The sequence below is a fragment of the Atopobium fossor DSM 15642 genome (genome assembly GCF_000483125.1).
GTDB classification, from domain to species: domain Bacteria; phylum Actinomycetota; class Coriobacteriia; order Coriobacteriales; family Atopobiaceae; genus Atopobium; species Atopobium fossor.
In genome coordinates, this window is record NZ_KI519553.1 from 615,652 (window position 1) to 633,208 (window position 17,557).

16 protein-coding genes are annotated in these 17,557 nt (G+C 44.7%); 15 read left to right on the forward strand and 1 reads right to left on the reverse strand.

The features are described from left to right. Window positions 1–21: 21 nt before the first annotated feature. From lepA to hemW, 3 genes are read left to right on the forward strand one after another with little or no spacing between them, the layout of a single operon-like run. Complete coding sequence (gene lepA / locus G469_RS0105575) at window positions 22–1,833, forward strand: translation elongation factor 4 (protein WP_028264206.1); 1,812 nt, start codon at window positions 22–24, stop codon at window positions 1,831–1,833. Then, complete coding sequence (locus G469_RS0105580; RefSeq protein ID WP_028264207.1) at window positions 1,833–2,894, forward strand: tRNA dihydrouridine synthase; 1,062 nt, start codon at window positions 1,833–1,835, stop codon at window positions 2,892–2,894. Before lepA ends, G469_RS0105580 begins: the two co-directional genes overlap by 1 nt. Next, window positions 2,881–4,188 (forward strand): radical SAM family heme chaperone HemW, encoded by a 1,308-nt coding sequence (gene hemW / locus G469_RS08530; RefSeq protein ID WP_051353795.1) that lies wholly within the window; start codon window positions 2,881–2,883, stop codon window positions 4,186–4,188. Before G469_RS0105580 ends, hemW begins: the two co-directional genes overlap by 14 nt. A 10-nt stretch (window positions 4,189–4,198) precedes the next feature. Here hemW and G469_RS08940 read toward each other — a convergent pair whose 3' ends face one another. Next, complete coding sequence (locus tag G469_RS08940) at window positions 4,199–4,876, reverse strand: histidine phosphatase family protein (protein WP_051353796.1); 678 nt, start codon at window positions 4,874–4,876, stop codon at window positions 4,199–4,201. 169 nt (window positions 4,877–5,045) lie between these two features. Here G469_RS08940 and G469_RS0105595 point away from each other — a divergent pair, with 169 nt between their 5' ends. The 12 genes from G469_RS0105595 to era all read left to right on the forward strand — a co-directional run bounded on the left by G469_RS0105595 (window position 5,046) and on the right by era (window position 17,555). After that, window positions 5,046–6,140, forward strand: a complete 1,095-nt coding sequence (locus G469_RS0105595) for a DnaJ domain-containing protein (protein WP_156908424.1) — start codon at window positions 5,046–5,048, stop codon at window positions 6,138–6,140. A 73-nt stretch (window positions 6,141–6,213) separates the two neighbouring features. Further along, entirely contained in the window at window positions 6,214–7,419 is a 1,206-nt protein-coding gene (gene dnaJ, locus G469_RS0105600; RefSeq protein ID WP_028264209.1) for a molecular chaperone DnaJ, read from the forward strand. Then, on the forward strand, window positions 7,416–8,708 hold the full coding sequence (locus G469_RS0105605; protein WP_028264210.1) for a MiaB/RimO family radical SAM methylthiotransferase: 1,293 nt from the start codon (window positions 7,416–7,418) through the stop codon (window positions 8,706–8,708). Before dnaJ ends, G469_RS0105605 begins: the two co-directional genes overlap by 4 nt. Before the next feature lie 151 nt (window positions 8,709–8,859). Then, window positions 8,860–10,464, forward strand: a complete 1,605-nt coding sequence (locus G469_RS0105610) for an ABC transporter substrate-binding protein (protein ID WP_028264211.1) — start codon at window positions 8,860–8,862, stop codon at window positions 10,462–10,464. 123 nt (window positions 10,465–10,587) lie between these two features. Continuing rightward, complete coding sequence (locus tag G469_RS0105615; protein WP_028264212.1) at window positions 10,588–11,604, forward strand: ABC transporter permease; 1,017 nt, start codon at window positions 10,588–10,590, stop codon at window positions 11,602–11,604. A 5-nt stretch (window positions 11,605–11,609) separates the two neighbouring features. After that, window positions 11,610–12,530, forward strand: coding sequence for a nickel transporter permease (nikC, locus tag G469_RS0105620; protein ID WP_035425405.1), 921 nt, complete (start codon window positions 11,610–11,612; stop codon window positions 12,528–12,530). 1 nt (window position 12,531) lies between these two features. Continuing rightward, the gene (locus G469_RS08540; protein ID WP_035425406.1) at window positions 12,532–13,527 is read left to right on the forward strand and encodes an ABC transporter ATP-binding protein; all 996 of its coding nucleotides are present in this window, start codon (window positions 12,532–12,534) and stop codon (window positions 13,525–13,527) included. Then, window positions 13,518–14,663: an ABC transporter ATP-binding protein gene (locus G469_RS0105630; protein WP_028264214.1), complete on the forward strand. Its 1,146-nt coding sequence runs from the start codon at window positions 13,518–13,520 to the stop codon at window positions 14,661–14,663. The genes G469_RS08540 and G469_RS0105630 overlap by 10 nt, the downstream gene beginning before the upstream one ends. A 131-nt stretch (window positions 14,664–14,794) precedes the next feature. Next, complete coding sequence (locus G469_RS0105635; protein ID WP_028264215.1) at window positions 14,795–15,754, forward strand: PhoH family protein; 960 nt, start codon at window positions 14,795–14,797, stop codon at window positions 15,752–15,754. Window position 15,755: 1 nt separating this feature from the next. Further along, window positions 15,756–16,259 carry an rRNA maturation RNase YbeY gene (gene ybeY / locus G469_RS0105640; RefSeq protein WP_028264216.1) on the forward strand — a complete coding sequence of 168 codons (504 nt, stop codon included), beginning with the start codon at window positions 15,756–15,758 and terminating at the stop codon, window positions 16,257–16,259. Further along, window positions 16,260–16,634, forward strand: coding sequence for a diacylglycerol kinase family protein (locus tag G469_RS0105645; RefSeq protein ID WP_028264217.1), 375 nt, complete (start codon window positions 16,260–16,262; stop codon window positions 16,632–16,634). A 9-nt stretch (window positions 16,635–16,643) separates the two neighbouring features. After that, window positions 16,644–17,555, forward strand: coding sequence for a GTPase Era (gene era, locus G469_RS0105650; protein WP_028264218.1), 912 nt, complete (start codon window positions 16,644–16,646; stop codon window positions 17,553–17,555). Window positions 17,556–17,557 lie beyond the last annotated feature (2 nt).

Consider the following 17,557-nt stretch of genomic DNA (forward strand, 5'->3'; position numbering starts at 1 on the left):
CTATACGCTATTATCTCTACTATGACTACATTTGACACTTCACATATCCGCAACTTCTCTGTTGTGGCACACATCGATCACGGTAAATCAACGATTTCTGACCGTATTTTGGAGCTTACTCATACGGTGGAAGAGCGTGACATGGAGCAGCAACTGCTTGACTCCATGGATATTGAACGTGAGCGTGGTATTACCATCAAATCTAATGCCGTACGCGTTATATATGAGGCAAACGATGGACAAAAATATCAGTTTAATTTAATTGACACTCCAGGTCATGTGGACTTCACCTATGAGGTATCACGTTCATTAGCTGCCTGCGAAGGGGCTATCTTGGTTGTAGATGCAACTCAGGGTGTAGAGGCACAAACGGTTTCCAATGCCACACTTGCCATGAATGCTAACCTTGACATTGTACCTGCTATCAACAAGATTGATCTTCCCAGCGCACACCCCGAGGAAGTTAAGGAAGAGATAGAAGAAGAGCTGGCAATTCCAGCAGAGGATGCAGTATGTGTTTCTGGTAAAACAGGCGAAGGCATCCATGAGCTTCTCGAGAGCATTGTTTATCTGGTTTCTCCTCCTGAAGGCGACCCTCATTTGCCGCTTAAGGCTTTAATTTTGGATTCATACTTTGATGAATACCGCGGTGTTGTGGCTACAGTCCGCGTCTTTGACGGTGTTATGAAAGCTGGTCAAAAATTGCAGCTTATGGCTGTAGGGGAGAATTTTATTTGTGATGGAGTTGGCTGTAAGCGCCCTGTTGAGGTGAGTTTGCCTCAGCTTGGTGTGGGTGAAGTTGGTTTTGTGGTAACAGGCCTCAAAGATCCTAGCTTAGTTAAAACAGGTGACACCATTACACTGGCAGATACCCCCTGCGCAGAGCCTTGTCCTGGCTATCATGAAGCTAAGCCCATGGTCTATACAGGTTTGTTCCCTGTAGACAACAAACAGTATGAGAATTTACGTGATGCACTCGAGAAACTTAAGGTTAATGATCCATCACTAACCTGGACACCCGAGACTTCTGTAGCTTTGGGTTTTGGTTTTCGTGTTGGCTTTTTGGGCCTTCTTCACATGGAGGTTGTAAAGGAGCGCTTGGAGCGCGAGTTTGACTTATCTTTAATTGCTACTTCACCTTCTGTGAGCTATCACGTATTTCTAACAGATGGTGAGCAGATTTCTATTACTAGTCCGCAGGATTTGCCTGAGCCTACGCGTATTGATCATATTGACGAACCTTACCTTAAGGCTAAGGTTATTGTTCCGCCCGATTACATGGGTGCTGTCATGCAGCTTGCAGTTGAGCATCGTGGTGCCATGCAGGACATGGTGTATTTGACCGAGAAAAGCGTTGAGATGCACTTTGATATCCCGCTTGCAGAGCTTATCTTGGACTTTTTTGATCAGCTGAAGAGCCGTACCAAAGGCTATGCATCGCTTGATTATGAATTTGGTGATTACCGAGCATCTGAACTAGTTAAGCTGGATATTTTGCTTTCTGGTGAGATTGTAGATGCCTTGTCTTTTATTGTTCATAAGGACAAGGCTTATAACATGGGTCGTTCTCTGTGTGACAAACTCAAGGAAATTATTCCGCGCCAGCAATTTGAGGTACCCATCCAAGGTGCAATTGGTAATAAGATTATTAGCCGTTCTACGGTTAAAGCCATGCGTAAGGATGTTCTTGCAAAATGCTATGGTGGCGATATCTCTCGTAAACGCAAGCTCCTTGAAAAACAAAAAGAGGGCAAGAAACGCATGAAACAGATTGGTTCTGTTGAGGTGCCCCAAGAGGCCTTCCTTGCGGTTCTCAAGGTGGACGACGAGTAATGGCCTTGTCTGTAACTGAGCTGCTCAAAATCTATGGACCATCTGCGGGGTTATCAACAAATCTTGTACCTGCACCACTAGATAAATCCTTTGCACAGCGTCTTGTGCATAATCCATTTTTGATGGCACCCATGGCAGGTGTATCCGATGCTGCATATCGTATTATGGCGCGTGCAGGTGGTGCGGCGTGGGCGGTAAGCGAGATGGTTTCTGTTGCCGGTTTACATTACGGTGGCGAGAAAACCTGGGAGCTCGTTATTCCTCATGATGCAGAGCCAGATATAGTAGTACAGCTTTTTGGTAGCAAGCCCGAACAATTTGCCGAGGCCACAGTTGCAGTCAGTGAGCGCTTGGGCACAAAGCTCAGTGCCATTGATGTAAATATGGCCTGTCCCGTTCCTAAAGTTACACGTAAAGGCGAGGGTTCGGCACTGCTGGATGAGCCCGAACGTGCAGTACAGATTATTCAATATGTTGTACAAAATACTACCGTTCCTGTTACAGCAAAAATTCGTATAGGTCGTACGCCCGATAAAATTGTAGGTCCCGAGTTTGCCTGCAGGCTGGAAGATGCTGGTGTTGCTGCGATTGCGGTCCATGGTCGTACGGCATCACAGATGTATCGTGGTGAATCTAACTTAGAACAGGTGTGTCAAGTAGCTCAAGCGCTGTCCATTCCAGTAATTGGTTCGGGCGATATTCTTACTGCGCAGACAGCAGCACAGCTTGTGAGATCTACACCTTGTGCAGCAGCATATGTGGCACGTGGCACCTATGGTAATCCGTGGCTGTTTGGGGATGCAGCAGCTCTTTTACATGACAAGAAGCCTGCTGAGCATTCTATAGTCCAACGCCTTAATGCCTTTGATTTACATGTGCGCCTATTGGTAGCAACACATGCTCATTTGGCACGTGCACGAAGTCTTGCGGGCTGGTATTTGCGTGGTATTCCTCAAGCAGCAGCTTGGCGTCAAAGAGCTGTGGGGTGTACTGTTCCAGAGGACTACTATGAGCTTGTGGCCGAAGTTAAAGATAAGATTGCAGCACATGGACTCATGTAACGAGTTTTCTCATATTCCTATTGGCTTTTCTTGTGATTGTGCGCAGGATATGCCACATGCGCTATATCTGCACATTCCATTTTGTGCCAAACGATGTAGCTATTGTGACTTTGCAACTTGGGTAGCCGCTCAGGATGATGTCATTATTGCAACGTATGTAAAAAGCTTAGTTCGTTCGTTACATCAACTTGCATCCGGGGGTCTCTTAAGCGCTATACAAACCGTCTATATTGGTGGTGGTACCCCTTCACTTTTGGGTGAGAAGCTCGTGGAGCTTGTACAAGAGATTTGTTACGTCTGCAACCCACTTGAGTTGAGCTGTGAAGCTAATCCAGAATCCTTCTCGCAAAAGTTTGCGCAAAATTTGGCGAGTGCTGGTGCAACTCGTGTGTCATTGGGCGTGCAATCGTTGCTAGATCAAGAACTTAAAGCGTTGGGGCGTATTCATACTGCACAAACAGCACGTACTGCTATTGGTTATGCCAAGCAGGCAGGATTAGACGTATCTGCTGATCTCATGTGTGGCATCCCACTCCAAACACTTCAAAGTTGGGAATATTCTGTTAAACAGCTTATTGCCAGCGAGGTAGATCATATCAGCATCTACCCGCTCATGATTGAAGAGGACACGCTGTTTTGGAAGCAGTGTCAAGATGGACTTCTTGCTTGGCCGGATGACGATGCACAGGCAAGCATGATGCATTATGCACAGCAAGCCTTACAAGAGCGTGGATATTCTCGTTATGAAGTGGCCAGCTATGCACGCATACACAAGCAGTGTCAGCATAATTTGGCATATTGGTCTGGTGTTCCATACATAGCCTTGGGAACATCGGGCTCCGCTATGCTTTCTAGACAGGCTTACGAGAAGTTTTGTGAGCTGGTACCGCATATGCCGCTGCTTGATAAGACTATTTCTCGCGTACGTTATACCATTACAAGTACGCGCAAACAGGTAGCGGCTGCAAAAAGTCTTGCTGCTATGGCATATGAGTTGGAATTTTTGGATGAACAGCAAGCCTCAGCAGAAGATCTTATGCTTGCTGTACGTACCAGTTATGGTATAACTCCTGCGCTCTATGAACGTAGCGCCAAGGCACTAGGAGTGCAAAAGCTCGATAGAGCACTTGCACATGCGTATGAGCTGGGATTACTGCAACAATTACCTCAAAATCAAGCTGCTAAACAATGGTGGATACCAACTCAACGAGGTTGGTTGCTAGGTAATAAACTGTATGGCATTTTATGGGGGTTGGCTCAAAGACCTGTTGAATCTGTGCAGATAGAAGCTTAATTTTTTTGGACTAATGAAGGTACTCAGAAAAGCGCTGTTTAAGCTCTTGTGCACACAGTGGAGTAGTAAGTAGAGTAAACCTGCCGTTTTGCGCCTTAATAAGTCCTATAGATGCATTTGGTGTTTTAACTGTATGACTTTTCCAGCTGCGTGTACAGGCACTGCCATCCATAAACTCCCATACAAGGTAGCGTACCAACGCTCCATGAGCAGCAACAAGAATCTTGTCTCCATCTGAGGCATGGGTATACATGTGTTCAAAAATACGACGGATACGTCTACAGACATCATTGCGTTTCTCGCCACCAAAGCGAGAAAAATCCTGCATCAGATAGCTGCTTATAAAGTTAAATCGATTGTTTTTGAAGGGCTTGCCATCAATGGAGCCAAAGTCAAATTCACGGAGGTCTTCTGTGGGCTGTAGTTGTATCTTTCGATTACCTAAAACCATGCGTGCGGTGTCTTGTGCACGCTTGAGTGGAGAGCACCAACAAGCATTAAACTGTACGTTTTTGAGGGCTTCTGTAGTGTCATGAATAAGATATAGATATTCATTTGCCAGTGGAGAATCTACTCTGCCGCCCTGAATAATAAGATCCCGATTAAACTCTGTTTTTCCGTGGCGCAAGTAGTAAAACGTAACCGTTTTTGAAGTTGGATGATGTGGCGAAGTAGACGCTTGGGACATCATTACTCTTTTCTATCGAAAACCGTACACGTAGTACAAGCTTGAGCGTTAATTGTCTGTACTATGCTATAGGAATGCTTAGAATGCATGACGGATGGATATAATCTCGCACGTATAAATTATAGTAGGTCGCTGCAGACCTGGGGGATAGGATTTTGCTTTGGCTTCCATGAACGAGAAGGACTATTACGAGATTTTAGGTGTCTCATCCGATGCAACAGTGGATGAGATTCGTAAAACATTCCAGCAAAAAGCTCGTAAGCTGCATCCTGACATCAATAAAGCTCCAGATGCAGAAGAGAAGTTCAAGGAGCTTTCTGAGGCTTATGCAGTGCTTTCCGATGAGTCTAAGCGTAAACGTTACGATGCCATGCGTTCAGGCAATCCGTTTGCAGCATCTGGCAATTGGAATCCATCTACTCCAGGTGATATGGACTTTAATGGCTGGCCTTTTGGTGGTGGTTGGGGTTCTCCATTTGGGGCAAGTCCTTTTGGTGGCGTTGGTCATACGGGGTCAAGGTCGCGTGCGCGTGCTTATAACCCAAAGGTGGGCGCAGATGTTGTATACCATATGGACTTTGATGCGGATGCTGCAAAAAAAGGCACGCGTCGTGGCGTAACGTACAACCATTTTGTCAGCTGTGAAGTTTGCTCTGGTAAGGGATCGGTACACACCGGTCATGCACAAACGTGTCCTACCTGCAATGGAAGCGGTCATATTAATGTTGACCTCATGAGTATTTTAGGTTTTGGTGAGATTAAGATGGTGTGTCCTGAGTGTGAGGGCACCGGTAAGGTTGTTGTTGATCCCTGTGATCACTGTGGTGGCTCGGGTCGTGTGCTCACGGCGAGCGAAATTATAGTGGATATTCCTGCTAACTCTCACGATGGTGATGTTATTCGTTTGGCGGGTAAAGGTAATGCTGGCACAAATGGCTCTTCTGCGGGAGATTTTGTTTTAAGGGTGGGCGTTCCAAGTGAGCGATTAGATCAACTACAGGCCTTTGGTTTTAGACTTGTAGGTCTTACACTACCGTTTTTTGCATATGGCGCTATTGCAAAGACCTTGCTTGCCTTTAGTTTTACTTTCTCCATTCCATTATTTATCGGTTTGTACCTCGTGTTCTCTCGTGGTATTGTGGGTCGGCGTGGCATCTGGTGGAAAAATGCTTTGCGCTATTTGGGTGATGGTCTAGCAAATGGTCTGGTTATTACCTTGTTTTTGGTGGGAATGGTCTCGTGCATTTCTGGCGGAAGACTATAGTTGTGAGGTTTGTCCCACAGAGTGCTCTCATATTTTTGTAATGACAGTATATTCGATATGATTGGTTTTTAGCGTGGCTGCTTCAAAGGATTATTACGATATTTTAGGCGTCAATCGTGACGCGGATGCAAAGACTATCAAACGAGCTTTTTTAAAGCTTGCACGTCAGTTACACCCTGATGTTTCCAATGAACCTAATGCGGAAGAGAAGTTCAAAGAGGTTAATGAAGCCTATTCCGTTTTGTCTGACGAGAAGCGCCGTGCAAATTACGATCAATTTGGCAATCCTGATGGTCCGTCCGGTTTTGGCGGAGACTACGTGGATATGTCTGACATTTTTGGTGGCTTTGGGATGGATGATCTGTTCTCATCCTTCTTTGGTGGTATGGGTGGCAGTGCGGGTGCACGTTCTGTTCGCACACGTGGTCGCGATATGGGCCTTAACCTGCATATTACGCTAGAGGAAGCAGCATGTGGTTGCACCAAGACAGTTGCCTATGATCGTTTAGCTCCTTGTGATGACTGCGGTGGTACTGGTGTTGGTGAGGGTGGCAAAGTTACCGCCTGTGATCACTGTCAGGGTACTGGCCGTGTAGTTACTGTACAGCAGACTATTTTAGGTCAGATGAAAACTCAGACCACTTGTCCTGAATGTGGTGGTACAGGCAAGGCTGTTGAAGGTGCGTGTGAGACCTGTGGTGGTCAGGGCCGCACTCCTTCACGAGAGACTGTAGAGGTGAAGATTCCTGCAGGTATTCATTCTGGTCAGTCCATTCGCATTAAGGGACGCGGTGAAGCAGGTGTTCGTGGTGAAGTTGCGGGTGATTTAGTAGTTACCATAAGCGTGTCCGAGCATGAACATTTCCAACGCCAAGGTGATGATCTGTATTACATACTTAAGATCGATGCCTTTGAAGCTATGGTTGGAATTACTCACACCATTGCTGGCATTTTGGCTGACGAGAAGGTCGAAGTTGTTGTTCCGGCTGGTTGTCAGTATGGTCAACAGCTTGTTATTGCTCGATATGGTATGCCTCGCCTCCATAGCTCTGCACGTGGCAATTTGATTATTGCTGTTGAAGTAAGTGTGCCGGTAGACCTTACAGATGAACAGGTGCAGCTTGTTCGTAGCTTGCTTGAGCAACAAAAGTCTCAGGCAAAAGAAGCAGTTCAAGTAGATGATGACTCTGACGATGAAATGGATATGGATACTGCAACTAGTGCTTTCCGTAGACCTTTTGGTAAGAAAAAGCGTCCTCGTAAGGGACATCGCAAGTGAACGCTGCTGTTCCTCGTATTGCATTTGTTAATTTAGGCTGCCGTGTTAATCGAGTTGAACTTGATGATATGGCATATGCCATAGAGCTTTTAGGTGCGCAGGTAGTGCGTCCAGAAGATGCGGATTTGGTAGTTATTAATACCTGTGCCGTAACTGGTGAGGCTGAGTCCAAAACCCGTAAGGCAATTCGTAAACATGCAGCATTAGCACAAAGACCGCTTGTTATGGCTACTGGCTGTGTAGCTAATCTCTTTACCAATGAGCTCACAAGCTTGGGTGAACAAGTTCTTGTCGAGACAAACAAGAGTATGGTGCCAATTCGCGCCTTACAAGAGTTAGGATTTGAGGTAGATCAGCACGTAGGTAAAGTTTGTTGTAGCTCCTCTTATGCGTCACACCAGCAATCGGTTTTAACACCCACAGGACGCACTCGTCCTGGTATTAAAATTCAAGATGGTTGCGATAATCGCTGTACTTATTGCATTGTGTGGAAGGCTCGCGGCGCTGGTCGTTCACTGCCTGTAGATCAGGTTATACAACGTGTACAAACAGAGCAGGAACATGGTTCTCCTGAAGTGGTTCTAACTGGCATTAATTTGGGCCGCTATGAGGATATGAGTTTGGGAAGATGCATTAATCTTGCAGGGCTTCTCGATATGTTATTAGAACAAACCGATATTTCTCGTATTCGTTTATCTTCTATTGAGCCTCAAGATGTAAGTACACAGTTGCTGCGAGTTATTGCGCAGTCTGATGGTCGCATTGCTCCGTATTTGTACATCCCGCTACAGTCAGGCTGCAACAAGACTCTTAAGCGTATGGGTCGTGCTTACAGTTTGGATGACTATATGCGTACTATTGATCGCGTAAAGTCCATGCTTGATGTGGCATTTTTAGGCTGTGATCTAATAGTTGGCTTTCCTGGCGAGACAGATACCGAATTTGAACAAAGTCTGCAAACTTGCATGAATATTACATACACAAAAATGCATATTTTTAGATATTCAAAACGTCCGGGGACTCCAGCGGCAGATATGCCAAATCAAGTAGATGCTCTTGTCATGGCTACGCGTGCAAAACAAGCGCGTGAGCTGTCAATATCTATGAGAAAGCAGATTGCTTCAAGGCTTATTGGAACTACCGATTCTGTAATTTCACAGGTAGATGGTAGGGGAGTTTCATCAGGTTTATTTGAAGTAGCATTTGAGCAACCATTAGCTATTGGAATGCATATATGCACTATAACAGGGGTTCAAGGGACCATGCTATTAGCTAAACCAATCGATTAAGTACTAATTTCACGAATGTTTCTGTTTAGCTTGTTATAAGTTAATAAATTGTTAACAACCCTCTTTTATGCACTTTTTCGTGTATTGTGCAGCAAATCGCATTTGCCTTACACCAGCACATGCGAACGTAGTTTAAGAGGAAGGGAACATCATGGAAACTCCCCAAGCACAAATGTCTCGTAGACTATTTGTCCAAGCAATGGCTGCGGTTGGCGCAACGTCTGCTTTTGCCTTAGCAGGTTGTGGCTCTAAGCGTGCCGGTTCTGCGTCTGACGCAGAAGGAGATTACACCATCACATTGGCACAGGGTGCCGATCCTCGTGGTCTTGATCCTGCATTGGTGGATGATGGCGAGTCCGCTGAAGTATTGGTTCAGGTGTACGAAAATATTTTGCAGTATGAAGACAAGGACTGTTCTTTGCGTCCTGGTCTTGCTAAGTCCTATGAGGTCTCCGATGATGGCTTGACCTATACCTTCGCTCTTCAAACTGGTGTAAAGTTCCATGATGGTACCGATTTTAATGCTGCGGCAGTAAAGGCCAATCTTGACCGACAGCTCGAGCCAAATCGTACAGCAGATATGCCCTATGCATCGTTTACCTTTGGTTCAAAAGAACAAAATAATGGTATTGATTCTGTAGAGACACCCGACGATAGTACGGTCATTATTAAAATGCGTGCCGTTTCTACGGCTTTTCTCGCTAATCTAGCTATGGCTCTTGCGGCTCCCATTGCTTCTCCTAAGGCTATTGAAGCAGGCACCCTTAACGAGAAACCCATTGGTACTGGTCCCTTTAAGTTTGTGAGCTGGACTAAGAATTCCGATATTAAGCTCGAGCGCTTTGATGACTATTGGGATAAAGAAAATGCTGCAAAGCCTAAAAATGTTGTTATCCGCATTATTGCTGAGTCTGCAACACGTGTAACTGCTCTTGCAAATGGTGAAGTAGACATCATTACCGGCATTGATGAAGCGGTGGTAGACCAAATTGAATCCAATGGTGATATGGTTAGTAAAGCTGATGGCATGAACATTAACTATATGGCCTTTAACTGTGACTCTGAGCTGTTTAAGAGCAAGGAGGCGCGCATTGCTGTTGCTCAAGCAATTGACGTTCCTACCATTGTTGACAGTCTGTATAAAGGTTACGGAACCTATGCAAATTCCATTATGCCTACTTGGATGGCTCCTTACGATAAGGATGTTGTGCAAACCACCTATGATGCAGCAGCTGCAAAGGAAGAGCTTGCTCGTTTAGGCATCACAAAGATTAGCTGCATTACGTATTCCAATCCTCGTCCCTACAACGGTAAAGGCGGTACCGCTTTAGCAGAGGCCGTTCAGGGTTATCTACGTGATGCTGGCGTAGAGATGACCATTGATCAGTATGACTGGACATCTTACAAAGATGCTGAGGTTGGCGGTAATTTTGATATTTGCTTCTATGGCTGGGTGGGAGACAATGGCGATCCAGACAACTTTATGAACTTGTTGTCCGACACTGATCCATCCTTAAATGCTGCTCGCTTTAACAACAGCGAGTATAAGAAGCTCATTGCTCAAGGACTGCAAACTCCTAATGGTAGTGCTCGTGATGATATTTATCTGCAGTGCGAAAAGATTGCTGCTTCCGAGCAGCCTTGGCTTCCTATCTCTCATGCAACGGCTTTGCTTGGTTACAAGAAGGGTGTAGACGGCTTTGTCTTCCATCCAACTGGTAATACGTATCTGCGCAATTGCACTAAGTCTGCATAGCGCGAGTCGCGCCACGTGTACGAGTAGCTCGGGCCGGCTCTCCGGCCCGAGTTTTTGTATCTACAGGTAGCAAGACAGTAGGTACCTATCAAATCCGTTGTATGTTTTAAAGAGGTGTATACGTTGATTAAGTACGTTGCAAAACGTTTGCTCCAAGCAATTCCCGTACTTATCGGCTTGTCTATTGTGGTTTTTCTTATTATGCGTGTCTTTTCTCCTGATCCTGCACCAGTTGTACTGGGAGAACACGCTACTGCTCAAGCAAAAGAAGCTTGGCGAGAAGCCAATGGATTACACGAGCCTATTGTTACTCAGTATCTTAATTTTATGTTTGGAGCGCTTCGTGGTGATTTAGGGGCATCGTATTATACACATGCTTCAGTTGCTTCTGAGTTGGCAAGTCGTTTTCCTGCTACTGTTGAACTTGCTTTAGTAGCTATTGTATTTGCTTCAGTTATTGGTGTGTTTTTAGGTGTTATTTCCGCAGTGCATAAAGGTTCATTTATCGATGGCTTGAGCATGATATTGGCTTTAGTGGGAGTATCTATTCCCATCTTTTGGTCTGGTGTGCTTCTCATCATTCTCTTTGCGGGTGTCTTACACATTTTACCTTCCGGTGGTCGCATTGATCCTATGTTAGCTCCTGTGGGAGGTACCGGATTATTTCTTATAGATACGCTGTTTTCTGGAGATACAGAAGCTCTTATTGATGCGCTGGCACATATTCTTTTGCCTGCCTTGGCACTTTCCTTGTATTCCATGGCAATCATTACACGTATGACGCGCTCAAGCATGTTAGAAACACTTAATGAGGATTATGTTCGCACAGCTCGAGCAAAAGGCGTATCACGCGGTCGTGTGAATCGCCATCATGCACTGCGTAATGCTTTATTACCTGTGTCTACTGTCATTGGATTACAGCTTGGTAGTTTGTTGGGTGGTGCACTGCTCACAGAGACAGTTTTTGCATGGCCAGGTATTGGTAAATACGTAGTTGACTGCATTCTTAAATCAGACTTTCCAGTGGTGCAGGGTGTAGTACTTCTTATTGGCGTCATTTTTATTGTGATTAATCTCGTGGTTGATATTGTGTATGCCTATCTTGATCCTCGCATCAAATATTCGCAGGAAGAGAGGTGAGTTGCATGTTAGATCAAAAAAAGACTACTTCTGATACTTCAATTGCTGCTCTTCCTACAGTGGTGCAAAAGTCAGAATCATTGTGGAATGACGTGTGGTACTCGCTTTCTCACAATACTGCTGCATTTATAAGTTTTATTTTTATCATCTTAGTTGCGCTCATTGCCTTGTTTACGGCAGTCTTTCCCCAAGTCTTGCCTTACGATCCATATGCACAAGACCTTACGCAATCCTTTGCTGCTCCTAGCGCAGTTCACTGGTTTGGATGTGATCAGCAGGGGCGAGATATTTTTTCGCGCATTCTTATTGGTTCACAAATTTCTTTGAGTGTTGGTCTACTTTCTGTAGCAATTTCACTAATAGTTGGCGTTACACTTGGCGCCATTGCGGGTTATAAAGGTGGCAAGATAGATACCCTTATCATGCGTATGATGGACATTATGCTTGCTGTTCCATCCATTTTATTAGCTATTACCTTCATGGCTGCATTAGGCAAGGGCATTGATAAGGCAATCATTGCTATTGGTTTAGTTTCTATCCCAGAGTACGCGCGTATTGTTCGCTCACAAATATTGGCTGTTAAGTCAAATGATTTTGTTGCTGCTGCTCAAATTATTGGCGATTTCGATGCCAAGATTATCTTTAGACACATTTTGCCAAATGTTGCTCCTTCTATTATTGTGCGCGCAACTTTAGGCATTTCGAGCGCTATTTTGGATGCAGCAGCCTTAGGCTTTTTGGGTTTGGGCGTACAGCCACCACAGGCAGAATGGGGAGACATGCTTGGACGTGGACGCAATTATATCTTCCAAGCACCTCATGTCATGATATATCCCGGTTTTGCAATTACCTTTACCGTTTTAGCATTTAATTTGCTTGGTGATGGTATTCGTGATGCTTTTGATCCAAAGAGTAGGAGGCGCTAATATGGCTCTTCTCGAAGTCAAAAACTTGGTTACTAAGTTTCCTACACGCACAGGCGTTGTGAAAGCTGTTGATGGCGTAAGTTTCTTCCTTAACCACGGAGAAATTCTTGCGGTGGTTGGAGAGTCTGGTTCTGGAAAATCCGTTACATCTCTCTCTATTATGGGATTGTTGCAGGAGCCAGGTTATGTTTCTGGTGGCAGTATCACATTTGACGGTACAGATTTACTTGCGCTTACTAACAAAAACATGGAACGGCTGCGCGGTCAAAAGCTTGCTATGATTTTTCAAGAACCCATGACATCTCTCAATCCCGTATATCGTGTGGGAGATCAAATTGTTGAGGCTATTCAGACACATATGTCTATGAAGAAAAACGAGGCTTGGGAACGAGCAGTAGAGATGTTGCGTGTGGTAGGTATTCCGTCTCCCGAAGATCGTGCTCGAGATTATCCTCATCAGATGAGTGGTGGTATGCGTCAGCGCGTTATGATTGCAATGGCGCTCTCATGTAACCCTCAACTTCTTATTGCAGATGAGCCAACCACAGCTTTAGATGTAACCATTCAAGCACAGATTCTCGATCTTATTTATAAGCTTCGTGACGACTATAACATGGCGGTACTGTTTATTACACATGACCTTGGTGTAGTGTCTGAGGTGGCAGATAACGTTGTAGTTATGTATTGTGGGCAAGTTGTAGAGCAGGCTGGTAAGATTGCGTTGTTTGAAAAGCCATTGCACCCCTACACACTTGGTTTGCTTAACTCTATTCCTCGACTTGAGGATGAGAAAAGTAATCGTCTTTACACTATCAGAGGTACTGTTCCTAATCCTTTAGACATGCCTCAAGGTTGTCCATTCTCTGATCGTTGTGAAAAATGCTTTAATCGTTGTCTGAAAGAGCGTCCAAAACTTATGTCTGTGCAAGGTGACCCTACACGTAAAGTCCGTTGTTTTCTTTACGATCAACAGGAGGCCTTACCATCATGCAAGTAGTGAACTCTGAGCCTCTTGTTGAGGTTAAAAATTTATCTAAAAGTTTTGTTGCGGACACTAATTTTTTTGGCCGTCCAACATCATTTGTACGTGCAGTAGATGATGTCTCTTTCAAGATTATGCCAGGTGAAGCCTTTGGTCTAGTGGGTGAATCTGGTTGTGGTAAAACCACCATCGGCAAAATGCTTGTTGGTCTTCTTAAACCCTCAAGTGGTCGTATATTCTTTGATGGAAACGATATTACCGATTATTCTCGTACTCAAAGACGTAGTTTATGTACAGATATCCAGCTTATTTTTCAAGACCCCTACGCATCCCTTAATCCTCGCATGACGGTTGCACAGATTATTTCTGAACCTCTTAGTACCAACAATATCTTGCCATCTAAACATATTGATATGCGAGTTGACGAGCTTCTGGAACGCGTTGGTATTCGCCCTGAGCTTAAGAATCGGTATCCGCATGAATTTTCTGGTGGACAGCGGCAGCGTGTAGGTATTGCACGTGCACTTTCGGTCAATCCTAAACTTATTGTGTGCGATGAACCCGTTTCTGCACTTGATGTATCCATTCAGGCACAGGTTCTCAACTTGTTGGATGACCTTAAGGAGGATATGGGTCTGACATATTTGTTTATTGCTCATGGACTTAACGTGGTTAAACATATTTCAGATCGTGTTGGTGTTATGTATTTGGGAAAGCTTATGGAAATTGCTCACAAAAATGAGTTGTATCGAGAGCCACTTTGTCCATATACACAAGCATTGCTTTCTGCAATTCCTTCTCCAGACCCCAAGCTTTCGCGTAAACGTATTATTTTGCAAGGTGATGTACCAAGTCCTATTGATCCACCTACAGGATGTCGTTTTGCTAGTCGCTGTTTTGCAAAAATTGGTGCATGCGATGTAGCTCACCCCGATTTACGCGAAGTAACAGATGGGCATCTTTGTGCATGTCATCGCTATGATGATGTGCTCTTGAGTGATGTGTCAAAAATTGCTCGAGAAATGCAATATGAAGCTGCACGTCCAACGTATGGCAGGGGAGGACGTGATGCAAATGCAGACCCCATTTCTACAGATCCCGATACACCAGAAGAAGCCTATGCAAAAGGAGATGTTCTTCCACAACAATAGGCTGTATGAACAGTAGAGTAAACCAGAGCAGGTAGATGCATACATACCTGCTCTGGTTGAATAAAACTTTAATAATTGGCTAGAATAAAGTCATTAGTATTCGCGCTAAAGCGAGATTACCTTGGAGGAATATGGAGCCAACTCAGCTTCGTTTAACAATTCCAGATTCAGTAGACCTTACTATTTTAATGGGTCCAGCTGATTGTTTACTTCGTCATATTGAGCAAGCATTTGATGCAATTATTACCGTGCGTGGCAATCAAGTGAGTGTTAGTGGTTCTGCCATGGAGGCAAATGGTGTGACACAAGTTTTTTCTCATTTGATTCGGCAAGTCCTTGATGGCGATGTGCCTACTACCATGGATGTTGACGTACTTATTGAACAGGTTAAATCCGGAAGCACGCCGCCTACTTCTTTGTCTGATGACATACTATTAACCTATCGTGGTCGTGCCATTAGGCCTAAGACCGTCGGTCAAAAAGCCTATATAGATTCTATTCGTACAAACACCATTACCTTTGGCGTTGGTCCTGCGGGCACGGGGAAAACCTACCTTGCTATGGCCATGGCGGTTGCCGCACTTAAACGTCGAGAAGTTGGTCGTATTGTTTTAGCGCGTCCTGTAGTAGAAGCAGGAGAATCGCTCGGCTTTTTGCCAGGTACTTTGGAAGAAAAACTCGATCCCTACGTACGTCCTTTATATGATGCGCTCTTTGATATGACGGATATGGAGAAAGCAAACTCCCTTATTGAACAAGGGGTTATAGAAATTGCACCTCTTGCCTTTATGCGTGGACGCACTTTTAATGATTCGTTTGTTATTCTCGATGAGGCTCAAAATACAACGCCCGAACAAATGAAAATGTTTTTGACTCGTCTGGGTTTCTCGTCACGCTTTGTAGTAACGGGAGATCTTTCTCAGCGTGATGTTTTGGGTAAAAATGGCTTGGAGTCTGCTCGGGATGTTTTATCGGGAATCAAGGACATTGATTTTGTAGAATTGACACGAGCTGATATTGTTCGTCATTCGCTGGTAGCGCGTATTGTTGATGCGTATGAAGAAGCCGATGGTGCAATGAGGAGATTCTAGCATGGCTGCAACACTTGATATGTTTTGTGAAGATACTGCTCATCCAGCAATACAGCAAGAAGAGGCGCTTTCTATTTTTAATGCAGTGCTAGAAGAGCGTGGGATTTTGCGTGAGTGTTCTATCTCCCTATCGTTTGTATCTGATGAAAGTATTGCGGAACTCAATGAAGAATGGCGTGATGTTGCTGCTCCTACGGATGTGCTTTCGTTTGAGATTGAACGCCCTAATGACCCCGATTTAGCAGAAGACGAAGTATGCGAGCTAGGAGATATTGTTATTGCGCCCGAATATGTTGCACGTCAAGCACTTGACTTTGGTACTTCTGCGGCTGATGAGACACGCCTTATGCTGGTACATGGCCTTTTACATTTACTTGGATATGATCACATGGAAGAACATGATGCCATTATTATGCAGCGTATTGAGGATAAGCTTTTGCAAATATTGCCTACAGACGGTACATTAAGCGCAACAGTGCTTACGCGTCATCGTGAGGATGCATAAATGATTCCCGGATCTACCAGCGATCATCCTAGCTTTAAGAAGAGCTTTGATTTTGCCATTAAAGGTTTTATCACCGCTTTAAAAACCGAACGTAATATTTGCGTTATGACAGCAGTTGCGTTAGCAACAATTATTGCAGGCTTTGTAGTAAAGCTTGATGTTGCAGGTTGGGTTGTCGTGCTATTGGGTAGCGGAATGGTGTTATCTGCAGAACTTATTAATACCTCTATAGAAACCGTCGTAGACCTAGCCTCCCCAGAAATTCATCCGCTTGCTGCACGAGCAAAAGATATTGCTGCGGCTGCCGTTTGGATTTTATGCATGTTTGTAGCCTGTGCAGGAATTATTGTTTTTGCCCATGCGCTGTTTTATTAGGAGCATGATATGACCTTTGAACCTTCTGGTGTCTTTCATAGTGGATTTGTTGCTTTAGTTGGCCGTCCCAATGTTGGTAAATCGACCTTGCTTAATGCCTGTTTAGGACATCGTGTTGCTATCACCAGTCCTGTTGCACAGACTACACGCAAACGTTTACGTGCAGTAGTGAATACGGATACATCACAACTTGTGATTGTGGATACGCCGGGGCTGCACAAGCCTAAAGATGCTCTTGGCAAGGAACTTAATCGGGCTGCTCTTGGTGAGCTTGCAGATGTTGATGTGGTAGCTATGCTTATTGATGCTACCAAGCCGGTAGGTAGAGGAGATGAGTGGGTAGCTACACATGTGGAGGCCTCTCATGCGTACAAGCTGCTTATCATTACTAAGGCAGATTTAGCCACACCTGAGCAAATGACTTCTCAGCTCGAAGCTGCTCAAGCCTTAGCTCATTTTGATGATGTATTGGTTGTTTCGGCAACGGAAAACTTCAACGTAGATGCTTTTATAGCCTTGGTATCTTCCAAGCTTCCCGAAGGCCCAAAGTGGTTTCCTGAAGGTATGGAAACAGATGCCACAGACGAGGAACTGGTGGCAGAGTTTGTTCGCGAGAAGGTCTTGCTTAACTGTAAACAAGAAATTCCACATTCCGTTGGTGTTCTTTGTAACGAGATTACCTGGGCAAAAAATGGACATGCATCCATTGAAGCTACCGTTTTGGTGGAGCGAGAAGGACAAAAACGCATTGTTATTGGCCATGGTGGTCAGATGATAAAAACTATTGGGATGCAAGCACGTAAAGATATTGAGCGTTTGTTTGGTGCTCGAGTCTTTTTGTCCCTTGAAGTTCGCGTTCGCCCTGCTTGGCGTCGCGATCAAAATGAAATTCGCCGTTTGGGTTATGACGCTGGTGAATAAGA

Coding starts and splice junctions, on each gene's coding strand:
- G469_RS0105580 (WP_028264207.1), top strand. CDS start 1,833: ATGGCCTTGTCTGTAACTGAGCTGCTCAAAATCTATGGACCATCTGCG.
- G469_RS0105630 (WP_028264214.1), top strand. CDS start 13,518: ATGCAAGTAGTGAACTCTGAGCCTCTTGTTGAGGTTAAAAATTTATCT.
- ybeY (WP_028264216.1), top strand. CDS start 15,756: ATGGCTGCAACACTTGATATGTTTTGTGAAGATACTGCTCATCCAGCA.
- G469_RS0105595 (WP_156908424.1), top strand. CDS start 5,046: ATGAACGAGAAGGACTATTACGAGATTTTAGGTGTCTCATCCGATGCA.
- G469_RS0105610 (WP_028264211.1), top strand. CDS start 8,860: ATGGAAACTCCCCAAGCACAAATGTCTCGTAGACTATTTGTCCAAGCA.
- G469_RS08540 (WP_035425406.1), top strand. CDS start 12,532: ATGGCTCTTCTCGAAGTCAAAAACTTGGTTACTAAGTTTCCTACACGC.
- nikC (WP_035425405.1), top strand. CDS start 11,610: ATGTTAGATCAAAAAAAGACTACTTCTGATACTTCAATTGCTGCTCTT.
- G469_RS0105635 (WP_028264215.1), top strand. CDS start 14,795: ATGGAGCCAACTCAGCTTCGTTTAACAATTCCAGATTCAGTAGACCTT.
- G469_RS08940 (WP_051353796.1), bottom strand. CDS start 4,876: ATGTCCCAAGCGTCTACTTCGCCACATCATCCAACTTCAAAAACGGTT.
- hemW (WP_051353795.1), top strand. CDS start 2,881: ATGGACTCATGTAACGAGTTTTCTCATATTCCTATTGGCTTTTCTTGT.
- era (WP_028264218.1), top strand. CDS start 16,644: ATGACCTTTGAACCTTCTGGTGTCTTTCATAGTGGATTTGTTGCTTTA.
- G469_RS0105645 (WP_028264217.1), top strand. CDS start 16,260: ATGATTCCCGGATCTACCAGCGATCATCCTAGCTTTAAGAAGAGCTTT.
- lepA (WP_028264206.1), top strand. CDS start 22: ATGACTACATTTGACACTTCACATATCCGCAACTTCTCTGTTGTGGCA.